9 protein-coding genes are annotated in these 14,769 nt (G+C 59.9%); 2 read left to right on the forward strand and 7 right to left on the reverse strand.

Annotated features, from left to right (window positions below):
* Positions 1 to 62: 62 nt before the first annotated feature.
* Positions 63 to 878 carry a hypothetical protein gene (locus tag Tam10B_RS07875; protein ID WP_093960702.1) on the reverse strand — a complete coding sequence of 272 codons (816 nt, stop codon included), beginning with the start codon at positions 876 to 878 and terminating at the stop codon, positions 63 to 65.
* On the reverse strand, positions 871 to 3,357 hold the full coding sequence (locus tag Tam10B_RS07880; RefSeq protein WP_093960703.1) for a hypothetical protein: 2,487 nt from the start codon (positions 3,355 to 3,357) through the stop codon (positions 871 to 873). Before Tam10B_RS07880 ends, Tam10B_RS07875 begins: the two co-directional genes overlap by 8 nt.
* A gap of 143 nt (positions 3,358 to 3,500) precedes the next feature.
* On the opposite strand from Tam10B_RS07880, the gene Tam10B_RS07885 reads away from it, so the two are divergent.
* Positions 3,501 to 4,559: a caspase family protein gene (locus tag Tam10B_RS07885; protein ID WP_158214165.1), complete on the forward strand. Its 1,059-nt coding sequence runs from the start codon at positions 3,501 to 3,503 to the stop codon at positions 4,557 to 4,559.
* Between the two features lie 56 nt (positions 4,560 to 4,615).
* Here the strand turns inward: Tam10B_RS07885 and Tam10B_RS07890 are convergent, their stop codons facing one another.
* The 3 genes from Tam10B_RS07890 to Tam10B_RS07900 all read right to left on the reverse strand — a co-directional run bounded on the left by Tam10B_RS07890 (position 4,616) and on the right by Tam10B_RS07900 (position 8,783).
* Positions 4,616 to 5,683, reverse strand: a complete 1,068-nt coding sequence (locus tag Tam10B_RS07890) for a matrixin family metalloprotease (protein ID WP_158214166.1) — start codon at positions 5,681 to 5,683, stop codon at positions 4,616 to 4,618.
* A 93-nt stretch (positions 5,684 to 5,776) separates the two neighbouring features.
* Entirely contained in the window at positions 5,777 to 8,104 is a 2,328-nt protein-coding gene (locus tag Tam10B_RS07895) for a hypothetical protein (RefSeq protein WP_093960706.1), read from the reverse strand.
* 169 nt (positions 8,105 to 8,273) lie between these two features.
* Positions 8,274 to 8,783, reverse strand: coding sequence for a hypothetical protein (locus tag Tam10B_RS07900; protein ID WP_093960724.1), 510 nt, complete (start codon positions 8,781 to 8,783; stop codon positions 8,274 to 8,276).
* A 137-nt stretch (positions 8,784 to 8,920) separates the two neighbouring features.
* Here Tam10B_RS07900 and Tam10B_RS07905 point away from each other — a divergent pair, with 137 nt between their 5' ends.
* Positions 8,921 to 10,039: a hypothetical protein gene (locus Tam10B_RS07905; protein WP_093960707.1), complete on the forward strand. Its 1,119-nt coding sequence runs from the start codon at positions 8,921 to 8,923 to the stop codon at positions 10,037 to 10,039.
* Positions 10,040 to 10,107: 68 nt separating this feature from the next.
* Here Tam10B_RS07905 and Tam10B_RS07910 read toward each other — a convergent pair whose 3' ends face one another.
* Positions 10,108 to 11,070, reverse strand: a complete 963-nt coding sequence (locus Tam10B_RS07910; protein WP_093960708.1) for a DUF3825 domain-containing protein — start codon at positions 11,068 to 11,070, stop codon at positions 10,108 to 10,110.
* Between the two features lie 100 nt (positions 11,071 to 11,170).
* Positions 11,171 to 14,623, reverse strand: a complete 3,453-nt coding sequence (locus tag Tam10B_RS07915; RefSeq protein ID WP_093960709.1) for a DUF4062 domain-containing protein — start codon at positions 14,621 to 14,623, stop codon at positions 11,171 to 11,173.
* Between the last annotated feature and the right edge of the window lie 146 nt (positions 14,624 to 14,769).

A 14,769-nucleotide genomic window follows, 5' to 3' on the forward strand; every position in this document is an offset into this window, starting at 1 on the left:
ATGGTCACGAAATCGACGGTGACGTTCGATATCCGTCACCGACGTCGACGTCGACATCGACGTCAGCGGACGCTGATGCGTACGGGCAGATCTCCGTCGGGAGAAGGAATGTCGTCGAATCGTGCCGGTGGCATGTCCCGACCGGCGTTCGTCGGGTCGAGTGCCGTCTGAGTGCCGTCCTTCCAGTGGAGAGTGAGTCTGTAGGATCGGGTGCGGGACTGCGAGCGCAACTCGATGGTGATCCGATCGTGGGAGCCTCTCCGATGACGAGCCAGAATCAACAATCCTCCTCCGCGGAATTGCGTCTCCCACGATTCCTCCGTGCCGGTCTCCGTCGGGATGCTGGTCGGGCCGGAGTCCGAGGACCCTCGAGCCAGCGCGGTATCCAGCAACGCCGATTCGAATGGCGTCGCCGACAGCTCCAGACTGAGCAGATCCGCTTCGAGATCCAGATCGGACCATCCGTATCCGGCCATGTGCGCGATATCCAGATTCGGATGATCCTCGCCGCCGTACTCGCGCTCGTGGTCCAGCGCATTCTGAAATCCCATGGGCAGCGCATCGAGTCCGGTGGCGTTGCCGAGTCCCATCGATCGTCGGTAGGTCTCCCACACATCATTGACATGTGCGACGAGTGCGGGGTCGTCCAGCACCATGTATCCCAGTGCCGTGCCGAATCCGTGCATGGCGCCTGCGTGGAGGGTCCAGGCATCCACTGTCGCAGCCGGTCCGTCGCCCCAGACGTCATGTGCCGCCCGCAGACTGTCCCGACTGAACAGCAGGTCCTCGACGGGCCACGTCGTGGCGGTGCCCGTCGGGTCGTCCCATTCCGTTCCGTTCCGGTTGTCACCGGACGTGTCCGTGAAGTCGTCACTCATAGTTGCATACCTTTCCGTTCAGGCTGCCGATGCAGTAGGGTTTGCGTTCGTGCATGCCGGCCAGATAGTCGTCGGTGCTCATGTCGTGTCCGCTCCATTCGTCCGGCCCGCCGGGAATGTCGACGCTGGCCGCGTATCGTGCCGCGTTCCAGAGATTGGCGCGCTGTGCGTCGCAGATCACGTGCTCCGCTGCATGCAGGGCGAGATCTCGTCTGAGTTGCAGGATACGACGATGCCGCTGTTCCCCAGACTCTTCGGTCTCCTTGGAATTCTTGACCGATGGTTTGGCCGGCGACGTTCCGGAGGCCGCGTCGGTGTCGGCCTGATTCACCCTGACCAGGGTGGTTGCCGCATAGGTCAGTGGATCCCGCTTTCTGCCATTGATGATCCTCACCGCGCGGTCCACGTCCTCGACCCCCTTGAGATCGGCGGTGCTCGGCAGGATCTTCGCGTCCGATACGTCGTCCGTGTCGATGTCTTGGGGATCGAGGTAGTGATGCCAGAGGCCGGGACGGACCCGGCCGACCACGCTGCCCCACGGATCATGGGTCCAGCCTGTGGCGAGCGCGGCGAACAGCACGGTCTTCAGACTGGCGTCGATTCGCCCCTTGACATTGACGCTGGCCGGATGTTCGATGGCGTCGATGTGCACGTCGATCATGGCGATCGAGTCGAACGTGCATCCGCCGAGCCCCCCGAGCATGTACAACATGCGCATCATGGCCTTGGCCGCCTTGATGTAGCTGTTGACCACGGTCCGCTTGGGATTGGACAGCGTTTGCAGTCTGGGATCGACGGCGGTGAAGGCGTAGTACCGGTAGAGTGACTCGTTGAATGCCGGAGTCTTAGGGTCCACGCCTCGATCCAGTGTCGCGAACGCCGCCTGCAACGCCCTGCAGCCACGCCAATCTGGCGCGAAGATCGTTGACGGATGCGCCGGTACGCCGATATCCGGATGCTGCGATTGCATCCACGCGTAGATGACCCGCATCGTATCGTAGATGGTCGAGCGGGTGTACGAGCCGGATGAGACGTTGTCTTCCGCCTTGTCGTAGGCAGGCGTGGCATCGTCGTCGCTGGTGTCGTCGTCGGCTCCGTCCTGCTGCGGCGTGTCTTCGTCGCCAGCGACATCCGGGAAGCGGTATCGCGTGGTGTATCTGACCTTGCCATCGTCATTGGTGACGATCTTGCCATCCTCGTCCTTCAGGGGGACCTTTTCGCGGATCGCACCGTGGAGGTTGAGCCATGCCAGAACCAGCTGCGGACGTGCTGGCACGTCGCCGCCGACCAGGTTTCTGTTGTGCTCGTCGGGTTTGATCGCATATCGTACGATCGACGAAACGACGGCGGTCTGCGTGAGGTCCCCATGTTGATCGAGGAAGACGGCCGCCGCACGCTTGCCGTTCGGCGCGACCGACGTATTGCATAACGGTGTGATCGAGGCGACCATCGCGCTGTAGGCCACGGACATGGTGTCCCGTTCCATGTTCCGGGACGTGGAGTCGTCGGGGTCGTCGCCCGTCTCCTCCTGCCCCCGTCCGGGGAAGCGTTTCCGCATCGTACTGCAGACGTCCCGGGTCTTGCTCAGCAGAATCCGCCAGTCGGATCCGTTGCGCTCGATCTCCTGATGGGTCGCCTCCAGTGCCAGCGCGTAGTTGCGGATCCACACGCGTACCTTGGCGCGGGCGCGGGGCGTGCCGCGAAGCGCGAAATGCCGGTCATCCCCTGTAGATTCCCTTTTCTCTTTCGGCTTTGCGTCGTCTCCGGCCGAACCATCGGTGATGGTTCCCGCCAGAAAGTTGTGCCGCAGGTTCCTGCTGATCGCGTCCATCCATGCCGTACGTGCCCTGTTCAGCAGGTCATCGATCCGAGCATCGGTCGGTCGGTGTCCCCATGATCCGATGATCGACCGCACCTCCTCGGCCAGTCCTTCGGTCGCGCTGTCGGCGAGCTCACCGGCGATCGATCGATACCAGCGTTCCGTGATGTCGCAGGCGATGGTTCTGGGATCGCCATACACCGGATCGCCGTAATTGTAATGTACGGCAGCCTGGTAGGCCTTCTTGTCCTCACGATCATCGGGATGCTCGGCGGCATGGACGATTCCGGGGAACTCGTCATGTGCCCACTGCCGTTGCGCCTCGGCCAGACGATTCTCCGCCTCGTTGAGAATGTTCAGCGCATGATCCATGGGAATGCCGGATCTCTCCTTGAGATACGAGCTGATGCTGAACGACGGCTCCTCGACGTTCGGTGGATCGATCTCCTGATCGAGCAGCAGGCATCCGTTCTTGAAGATCGTATTGCGTTTGCGCTGACTGGGCTTGGTCAATGACTGCACGGCGGAGAATACCTTGAATCTGAAGTTCAGAGCGGGCTTCGACAGCTCCGGGGAGCCGGCCATGGGAGTGAACTTCGCATCGCTGAAGAACTCTTTCGCCCGCTTCTTTCGATCGGCCTGAAAATCGTACTGGTCCATTGACGCCCCTTCCATTCCCCGATCACGATATCGGAGAATCAACGTCGCGCTTGTGTATACCGGACAACAACTGTCGATGTGACCTCAGTCTACTCCTGCATATAATGGCCAAGCCGGTGCCGTGGAGTGATGAGGGGTGTTCGATGGCTGATCTGCGAGAAGCCCTGTATGTGGGAATCAACGAGTACGAACACAGGCCGTCCCTGCGCGCGTGCGAGGCCGATGCTCGTGCCATGGCCGAGGCTCTGGAGGTCGAATTCGGAGGCAAGTCGAACTGGACCCCGGCCTCGTCCGCATTGCTGCTGGGCGCGCGTGCCACCGAGCGCGAGCTGCTGTTACGCACCGAGAACCTGCTGCAAGCCGGTGCCTATGATCACGGTGACGTATTGTTCTACTTCTCCGGTCATGCCGACCGACTCGATGACGGCGATCTGCTGCTCGCCAGTGTGGATGACGACCCGAACGATTCGGATTCTCGCCACGGTCTGCGGTTCTCCCGGCTGGTGCGGTACATTCGCGAAGCGTCGGGAGTCAACAGCGTGACCATCATCCTTGACTGCTGCCATGCCGGCGCAATCAAGAACATCGACGTTCCCGTGAACGTGACCGTACTGGCCGCGTCGAGGGATAATCAGCAGGCCATCGAGAATGATGGCCGAGGCCGATTCACCGGCATTCTTCTCGCCGGTCTGAACGGCGAGTCGGTGGGCAGCGCCGATCTGTTTGGCGGTGTGACCGCGGTGTCGCTGTATGCGGATGCGAACGCCATGCTCAACTATCGGCGTGACCGCCAGCAGCCGATGCTCAAGGCCTGTCTGGAGAAGATCGTCGTGCTCAAGCATGTGCAGCCGAGTCTTGACATCCAATGTCTGCGCCGTCTCGGGGGAGACGATCCACGACCGGGGCGGGGACGCATATTCGACAGCGCAGCATCCGTGTTCGAGGCCTATCCGGAGATGGAGGCGCCGAACGCGGCCCACGGCGAATACCGGACCGGTGACGAGCGGGAACGGGATCTGACCGATTCCCAGCGACTGATGAACGACTTCAAATACTGGCGGAACGTGCATCTCATCGAACTGTACGACGAGTACGGGGAACCGTCGGACGATCTGTTCTTCGTCTGCCTGCATCGCGGAACCATCCGCCTGACCGCGCGTGGACGGTATTACTGGAATCTCGTCACTCAGGGGCGTCTCTAGGCCGTTGGCCTCCGGCGGTGTCGTCGCGTGACTCTCCGAATCGAGAACTCGCCTGACTACCTGATCGTGCAGTCCCTCACCAGCGCCTTCAACGCCTGACGGTCCGTATCCGTCAGCTGCGGCGTGGAGTCGGCCACCGGGTTCATGAACGAACCGGGGGAGTCGGAGTGATCCAGGCCCAGCGCGTGCGCCGTCTCGTGCTCGATCACTTCGACCGCCACCGGCTGCCCGCCTTGCGCGCCGTCGCCTCCCGTGCGGAAGTAGTCCTCGTTCAGCTTGATGTCCGCGTAGTAGATGATCGGCGCCTCGTTGTTGCGTGAGATGCCGCGTGGCTGCGCCTTGCCGAGCGTGCGCTGCGTGCGGTTCATGTCGAAATCCGGGTACTGTGCAGCCGTGAGGAACTCGAACCTGAACTCGGTGTGCGTGGGCAGGGCTCCGTTCGACTGGAACGAGCCGTCGCCCACCTGCTGCACCTCCTGGAAGCGCAGTCCGTTCACTGACGTGATCGTGTCCAGCGCCTGCTTCACCATCGCGCGTTCGTTCTCGCTCACCGAACCGCTGAATGCGTACCGGATGGGTTCGCAGGAGATCGCCAGTGCGGGCTGATCGTTGCCTTCGGAGAACAGCATGTATGAGTATCCGCTCGGCATGGGCGTCTGGATGCCGCCGAACTGCTGCGACCGCTGGGATTGTCCGCTATTCGGCGAAGCGGACTGGCCGTTGATGCTGCCGCCGGCGTCGGACGAGCCACTATCGTCGCTGCCATTGCTATCGCCGCTCCGTCCGTTGGCGTCGGCGGTGCCGGCATCGGGGTCACCGCCCAGCAGGCCATTGAGCCAGTCCGTGATTCCATTGCCGTCCGACGACCCGTCATCGCCGAACAGGCCGTTCACATGGTCGTTCCACCACTGTGAGACGGAATCCTTGACCTCGCCGGCCTTGTCATCCAGCTCGGTGCCCCAATCCTTGGCCGACTGCGGCATGTCACGCACCGACTGAGGGATCTCGACGCCGCAGCCGGAAGCGCCCAGCAGCAATGCGATCACCGTCGCCGAAGCGCACACGGTCCTGCCGATGATCCCGCCGATCCGGCGCCATTCATCGCCGTTGTCGTTGCCGTTCATGATGATTCCTTCGTTTGGGGAGCGCACCCGCATCCGAGTCTACCGGCATCGGATGCGGGTGCGCTTTGGGAAGAATGACGGAGCGAGGCAGTGCTAGTCGCTGAACTTGTCGTCATGCAGTCCGACGAAGGTGAACGTGATCAGTCCGTTGTCTCCGTCGTAGTAGTGCATGCGACGCGCTGCCGACGTATCGTTGGTGAGATACAGACGCCAGACCCGTTCGCCGTTCGGTCCCTTGCGGTACGGGGCGCCTTTATGCTCGCTGACCTTCAGACGGTGCAGCTGATAGCTCTTCAGGGAGGCCGCGCGTCCGATCAGCACATCAACGGCGGCCTGCACCACCAGATTGCGATCCACGGGAGTGTTCGCCAGCGTATCGAAGAACCCTTCGGTGTAATGCCAGACGGCCGGCAGCGGCATCCGCCTCTTGTCGTCGACGGAAAGCCCCAACGCCCATGCCTCGCGGATCCAGGCGTCGAAACGGTCCGCCTCACAGCGCATGCGCTCCGCGTCATCGGCAAACAGCCTCACGCCGTGACCATCCTTTCGCATGGTGTGATACTGCCCGCTCAGATGGGCGATCCTCAGACGAAGATCATTCATCTTCCGCTTGTCATTCTTCCGCTGCCGACTGAGCCTGGCCTTGCTGCGCGTCAGCGCGTCGCTGCGATCCTGCAGGTCGCGGATCTGCGTGGCGAGGGTCATGATCATATCCGCGCTGTCCGAATCGGCGGATTCGGGAATCAGCGATCTGATGTCCGTATCTTTGTCGATCAGCACAACGGATTGCGCTGCGGACGTCTCCTCGACGGGCTGCAGATCCTCCGGCTGAAGCCATGATGGGCCTCCCTCGATCAGCGCCGGAGCGGGCTCGATATGATCCATATCCAGATCCTGGAATGAGATCGTCCAATCGGTGTCGTTCGTGCCCCGTCGGACAATGCGCATGGGGATCACGGCATGCTCGCCGATCATCGTGCGCATATCGTCATCGTCAAACCGGCTGCCGTAGGCGTCCTCGATGCGTACGGTCACCGGCACGCCCGGATACAGGGAGACACGGCAGTAGTCCTTCCGGACCTTGTCCACACGACCGAGCACGGTCTGGCCGTCACGGTAGTCGGCGATCGCCTGTCGGCCATCGCGAACGGTCAGTCCGGCCAGCATCCTGAGCGTGGGATTGTACGTTCCCTGGACCTGCTGTCCCTTGGCCAGCACACGATCCGCGGGCAGTTCCTGAACCTCCTCGGGAAGTGCGATGGAGATCGGCACGCCCTGATACTCGGCGATGCCACGGCCGGCGCAGACACCGATCACCGTGACCGTAATCGCGATGTCGGACTGGGACGGGGCGCCAGATAATGCGTACTGCCTGGCGAACATGCCGATCGCATCATCGACGATGCGAGGCAGTTTGGCGAATCCCTCCTTCTCGGTATAAGCCGTATACGGACCCCTCAAGAGGATCGGCCTGTCGACCCAGTTCCGGGACGCCGGATACAGTCGCAGCGCTCCTCCGTAGACATGCGTGCCGGGAGGCAGCAGGGTTTCGAGCGCTTGACACGCGTTGGGATTCTCCACCTCGACCACCGAGGCATATCCGTTCAACCGACCAGCCAGATCCGTGGTGTCCACCGCGCAGGTCTTGGGATTCGGGTGGGAGCGCCGGGTCGCCACAACCGTTGGCATCCTCCGATCGGACATCAGCCATGCGGCGAACTCCTCGATGTCGCCCTCCGACACGATATGCACCAGACCGTCGGCCTCGTCATGCGGGGAGCCATTCCAGACGGGGTGCCTGTCATCGGCGCCGGCTGTGGGTGCCACGGCGGGTGTCGAGATAGACGTCGTCGACGCATCCGATGCGGCGTTCGCCGCCGGATCATCGTCCGTGGCAGTGGGCTGGTCGGTCCTAGTGGTGGACGTCTGCGCGGATTGCGCTCGCTGTTCCGATGCGAGCTGCTCGCGAATCAGATTACGCAGCATGCGTCCATATTCCTTCCGATCAAACTTCCGCGAATTGATCAGCAGCTTCGCCAGATCAGGATCCCCATCAAGCCAGCGGGAGTCGGAAGGATAGATGCGGGTCGCGCCGTTGAACGCGGAACGATTCTCGCCGATGCGCCCGCTGAACTCGCGGTTCAGCCAGCCCGGGTCCAGCACCGCAACGTCGACGTCGAACTCGGCGCGGATCCTGTCGGGATCGACGACGGGACGCTGCATCCTCTTGGGAATGGTCATCAGCACCAGCGGACGATCGCGATGGAATCGATGCAGATACTCGGACAGCGAGAACACATCGTTAAGCGTGCGAATACGCACCACATGGTCCGACGGGAACAGATCGATGCTGCGTGACTGCCCAGCCGACGTGATGTCGGCGCCGGTGATGACCGTGGTCTTCCTGATTTTCCTGGCCATGATGTTTTCCTTTCGGTTGGGGGCGACGATCGAACGACCGTCACTCCCAACAGGCGCAACCGCATGTGCCTGAGCACCGCGACACGCCGATGAAAGGAAAAGAATCGGAAAATCAGGAACGCCGATCAGACGCGCCGGCCGGGAATGTCATCCGGCGGATTCAGCGTCTTCAGTGATGCACACCCTCCGGCCAGATCACGGTGACGGGCTTCCCCGTCTCATGGGCGTATGCCACGGCGTCGGCCGTGCCGCCTTTGCCGTTCGCCGGCTGACCATCCCAGAACGCCACCAGAAGATCGCAATCGTCCACCACGCGCTTGCCGGCTGCCAGATACGCGTCCTCGCACGGTTCCGCATATCCCAGCGTCACCACCTGACGGGCCTTGCCCACCAGCGCCTCGAACGATTCGAGTCCGGCGTCGTCGAACGTACGCTCATAGCGTCGCGAGGGCAGAATCGCCTTCAACGTGTGCCCGGTGCGTAGGATCTCCGCGGCGAACAGCTGATCCGCACCTACCGCGAGGGAACTCAACCCCACCACGAGGCGGCCGTCATACTGTGCCAGAAACTCGCGCAGACCGCGCTCAACGAACACACGTGCCTCCTCGGGAATGCGCTGATGCCCCGTCACGCCGATGTAAATGACCTGTTCGTCGTTCGTCGTGTCAGTTCCGCTCATCGTCATGCAACCTCGCTTTCGAAGGCTCCGCGCCATTCGCTCCCGAGTCTACTCGACGGCCGATCACTGTGATGGGATATGGTGGGAGGTGCGGGCTCGATGACGAGCCACGACGACAACGGCAAGGGGGATGGACGATGGTCGACTGGTCGGACGGACAGGGGAAGACGGATTCTTCGGGGGTATGGTCGGACGGTTCTTCGGGCGGCGCGTCGGACGACTGGTCGGACGCCGGCGCCCACGGTGATGGAGCCAAAGCCGATGATCGTCTCTGGAAGGCGTACGACGGCGATCTTCAGGCACAGATCGATCTGATCATGTCGCTCCCCGTCGATGATGTGACGAAGATGGATTTCTGGTGTGACAAGGCGGTAAACAATCCTGCGCTCGCCATGAGGAAGGATGATTTCGACCTGTACATGGCCTGCTATTATCGCAGCATAGCCCACTATACGGCTCATGCGATCAGCAGAGCCGACGAGGATGCGAAGGAGGCGTATCGCTGGCTCGTGCTTGCCTCGTACTGCGATGCGGGGGACATCGTTGGATACGCTCAGCACTTTTTGGGAAACCTGTACTGGTTCGGAACGCCCGACATCGGCAATAACGAGACCCGTGCCCGGCACTGGTACAAGCGGGCTTGGGACAATCTTAAGAAGATCACGGCAACCGAGGACACTCCACAGGCCGTGTACGTCTTGTTCAAGATGGCTCCGCACATGGAACAGGAGAACCTGTATTCGGAGGCCGTCGCTCTGTGCGACGCCTGCGAGCGCGGAGGAAATCCTGGCTTTGTGCAGGCCTGTTATGACATCATCGGCGACCCGGAGCACCGATACTGGCAACCTCGGGATCTGTACCCCCTTGATTTCGTGGAACAGTTCACGCACATCGATCGGCGGCAGACGCTGGCGATACTGCAGGACATCGGGTATGCCGATCCAGGTGGAGCGGATCTGGAATCAGTGACCCGCATCGATGGCATCGCCGCCGCGATCCTGCAGATTCGTGCGGAATATCAAGCTTATGACGCTCGTGGCATTGCCAATATGGATAACTACAGTTCCATGATCGCTGAATACGACATCCTCGCCGATTTCCGCTGGAACGCCGACAGGCGCGAGGAGCTCGAACGCACGCGCCGGGAAGCGCGGCGGAGGCTCGACTTCTTTTTTGGGGAGTTTGAAACCATGCATGGCATCGGTGATACCGATGGCAATACTGACAATGACGATGCCTCTGACGATGAGCGATGAGGGACGAGCCATGTCTGTGGTTTCCCGGTCCTGACCGGTATGCCCGGGAAACCACAGACGGCTGAACCTCAACTTAATCGCGTCCGCCTGTCGGTAGGACGTCGTACCAGCCGTGCGTCTTGGTATGCCATTTCCGGCGTGAGAATCGTCTGCCCGATATATCGGCCGCCGGTCGGCTCCAGCGCAAGAAACACGTCGGGGGCGGGACGATCGGTAAGATGCAACGGCATCAGCAGCGTGATGCCGTTGGTGCGGGGATAGTAGGCGATCATCACCGTCTGATAGTCCAGCTGCGCCATCTTTCTGGCGTATTCCACGGCAGAATCCAGCCTCGCCTTCAGACGAAGGTAGATTCGCTGATCGTTCTCGATGAAGCGCAGTACATTGCCCGGAGCGGACTGCAGACCGCACTCCATATCATCCAGGAAATCCCGACAGAAGGGATCGCGGATCTCCTCTTCGAGCATGGCGATCGGAAGACGATTCATCCGTTCGATGAGAATGTGCTCGTAGCAGAGACTGATGCCCTTATTGGGGTCGAAAAGCGGAATCTGATCGTTCGAAAAGTACCGTGCCCTCTGGGGGAGCGTAGGGAATCGCCGCACGATCTCCTTGCCAAAATATCCGCGGCCTTCGGTGCAGAACGCCGCAAGCCGCCAGTTCTGCCGTCCGCGATTCTCATTGGGGACGAATGCCGCATAGATGTCCTCGAGACGCGGCGTCATCAGTCCGGTGTTGAAGCATGCGAACTCCTTGGCACGCGTGAGGATCTTGCCCTCCTTGGACAGCCGGTAGAACGTCAGCTGCAGGTAATTGAGAAGAATGTCGTACTTCTGCGTTTTCGTGGCCTGTTCAAAACTCCAAGGCTCGCGCATCGCCATGTTCGCCAGCGTTGCGAGCTGCTGGTTCAGATTCCTGACCCATGCGAATTCGAACAGTGCGTTGCGGGCGCCCGCTTCCAGAGCCTCTTCGGAATTCCTGACGTCAGGGCTCTTGACGGCGTTGAAGGTCGGCATCGTGTTGGCGTTCATGATGATCCTTTCCTGTAGAGGACGATTCCTGTGAACCGTCGGTGCTCTCTACAGGCGCAACCACATGCTTCCGCGACCGCGACACGCCGTGGACGTGCCCTCAGAACCCCAGATGCCGCTTGCGGAAGCGCATCATCTCCTGCATTGCGATCTGCTGCCCGTCGATGCCGGAGTCCCTCCAGAACTGCTGGATTCTGGCATCGGTAGTGTTTGGATCGTCCAGCAGCGCGTCCAGCATGTCCAATTGGGAGGAACTGAGTGCTCTGAGCATGGCGTTATCGATGTTATCGGCCAGTTGCCGTACCCGTTCGTCGATGATGATGTCGCGGGCTTCTCCAGTCAGATTGGGAATGTTCATGGCATCGAGCACCTGCGCGACGAAGTCTCTCATCGGGTTTTGCTGTGCATCCTGTGTTGTCATGGTGTTGTCCTTTCCCTGTGATTGATGTGATGAGTGTGTCTGCTCGGAAGCATTGACAGGCCGTTGAGCAGCGTCGTCGGTATTGTCGGATTGCGTATCGGGAGCGATATGGACTGCTTCTCCGAACATTCTGGTGATATCGGACAACAGCGTTGTCGTGATGGTCTCGTTGCTGTGCAGGAACGCCAGTCCTTCCTTATAGGAGGAGAGACGGTTGAACATGCGAACAAAATACGGTGCCAGATAGGAGACGTCATAGTCGGGATATCGGGTGACCAGCTCCCAGAAGACGTCCAGAAACATCATGTCGGAGTTCTGATCCCGTGGTGGGATCAGATATCCTGCGACCTCGCAGCACCACGAATACAGGCCGTAGTAGATGCACATGCCATTAAGGACATCGGGATTCATATTGTTCTGACCAACGGTTGCCAGTAGGTCATACATGCGAACGAGACATTCCTTGGTCTCCTGAATGCGCGGCGGGTTGGCGCGCAGACGGCAGCCCATGGCATCCTCGAACGCGCGGCAAGCTGACAGAAAGCACTGTATGGTGTGGTTTTCGTCATAGGCAGCCATCCAAAGGTCGACATTGTCGTCGTAATACCGGAGGGCGGTGGTGATGTTCCCGCGTCGTGCCTCGATATTCCCAGCCAGCCGCCGAAGATTCACGGTGGCGAAATCCGTGTTTGTAACGTCGGTGTCCGCCAATGCCAGTCCCTTACGCACCAAGCGAAGCTTCTCATCGTCATCCGTGGCATAGTAGGCCTGCTTGCCGTACATCACTACTCTCATTTGGAGTACCGCTCGGGGAGCCATCGTCTGCAACGACAGCTGCAGACGATCCATCAGCGCTTTGATGTACGGGTAGGAATGAGATGACCGTAATGCATGACCTAGATCGTGGAGGTTATTGCTATCCAGATTAAAGAGTGCCAACGCGTCCTGTTCTCGTTGACATGCCGCGAACAGCCGATACAGCACCGAATCCTCAACATGCTCCGGATGCTCGCGTGCGGCCTCCTCGCTGACAAGAGCCCTAATGATGGGATATCGGTCGCGGTAGGAGAGAACGGTGAATATGTCATCGATGCGGCCGATCTCCCATAACAGCGGGATGAGGTCCCGTGCTGCCACGAGATCGTAGTCACTATGCTGTATGCGATTCATGAAATGATCGGCAAGGGCGTTGAGCAGCGTTACGCGCAGCAGGGATGGCAACGGACTGATCAGCATTTTCCGAAGCGACACATGAGAGAGATCCCACTCCCCATACGTGCGGTGAATGAACATGTCGGGGACGAGCTGCCGCATCCAGGAAAGTTCGGCAATGTTGAAACCGTTGCGGACGATGCCCTGCGCATGCAGCATCCGCATTAGTTCTCGAAGATCATCGTCACGCAATCCGTGGCCGCTCAATGCGATCAGCCACAGTAGGACATGGTGATCGCGAACATCGCCATCAACGGTATGTACGGCTTTGTCAACGAGTTCGAGGAACAGATCCGTAATATTGAGCGGCTGATGGCCGAGTCGGTCCAGAAGCTGGATGGTGAGTGCGGAAATGGGAGATAGGCCGTCATCTCGCATGGCAGCGTCTGCCTTCGCGTAATCCGCCTGCGACAAGGTCAGCATGTTCCAGATCGTGAGTCTGATATACAGCGCATTGGGGTGCAATGCGCCATGATTGATCATGCGCATCAGTAAGTCCAACACGGCAGAGGGAATCTCTTTGTGAGCATTTGCCGCGATACTCATGATCATAGCCTGTATATCATCACCGGTTAATGGCGGCATGACCATGGTGACTCCGTCGATGCGGGGCAGATCTCGGTAAATGTCCTTCTCGTTCTGAGATGCCGTGGTGCAGATCACACGGCAGTTGTGGGGAAGGTTGCCGGGCAGCCAGTCCAGTGGTGAGAACACATGGTTCGACGTGAGCTGGTCCACGCCGTCGACCAGCAGGATGACCGGTTTGTCTGCACAGACGACCTGCAACAGATACGAGAACTTCCAACGTTCGGCCTCGGCGGAACCTTCTGTAAGGTCTTTGCTGATCGTCGGCATGGCACCGATCAGTCCGACGGCATGTGCGTGGTCGAATAGGAGCTGTGAGCAATAGCGCAGCATGCCGGCGAACGACGATGTGATGTCAGTCCGACCGCAGAAGATCGTGATCACGCAACGATCGGGGTATTGCGCTCGCAATTGCGACGAGACCTTGGCCACCAGTGCCGTCTTACCGGACCCTGATTCGCCGTGAACGATCAAAGCCCGATGATCGGAATGCTCGCAGAAGTACAGCACGTTATCGACGAGTTGGCCACGGCCGGCGAACAACATGGTCTGCTGCTTGGCAAACGACTGTTGCATGGACATGGTTTGACGGACCGCGGTCAGGAAGGATGACTCATCCAGATCTTTGAACGAAGTATGCGGTTTCGGACCCCAAAGATTCGTGAGCCGTTCCATGACATCAGATACGACCATCTCGACGAAATCGGAGAGATCGTAGGTGCCGTTTTCATTGATCGTCACGTCGTAGCGTTGCAGCGATTCGGGAAATCTGCGGTGTATGAGCTCCTTCAGACGTCCCAGCCGAGCCGCATCATCTCCCATGCTGACGAAGTCGTTTCTGCGGGATTCGTCCAGCGACGAGACGTTGGCGATGGAACGGATATAGAACAGTGTGGTTTGACCAGTGACATCGCCATGGTCCAGTGCATGCAGAATCTCAAGTTCCGTCAGGCTGCGACCTGTCGGCAACGACGGATAGGCATTGCGTAATTCCCGCTCGGCCGCACCGCCGAGTACATATCCGTATCGGTCGCCGAGCAGTGACAGAAAGAAGGGGCTGCATCGGTCGATCTCCTGCATGCAGGAATGCAGTACCTTGCGTTCCTGTTCGTCTTCGGGCATGTCGTTGGTGTCGACGCCCCAGCGCAGGTCGACCATGTCCACGGAAGTCCCGTATTCGGCCGCGAATGCCCTCAGTCGTGGCAGTGCGAGATCACGCAGCGCATCGCGCTCGTTCTGCATGTCGCGAAAAGTGCTGGAGACGAAGATGGAAACGGGGGCTGGTGGTTGCCAAGGCCATGTTGCTCTGGTTGATGATTCAGATGTCGATCGCATGACGATCTTCTCCCGAGATTTGTGATGCTGTCTTGCCAGTTTACTGTGGCAAGACAGCAGGAAGCAAAAATGCTGTGGAGAGTAGAGAGAGTTGCCGTCCCTATCACGCGACCGAGAACAGAACGTCGGGGTTGTACGGCTGGTGG

The sequence above is a fragment of the Bifidobacterium vansinderenii genome (assembly GCF_002234915.1).
Taxonomy (GTDB): domain Bacteria; phylum Actinomycetota; class Actinomycetes; order Actinomycetales; family Bifidobacteriaceae; genus Galliscardovia; species Galliscardovia vansinderenii.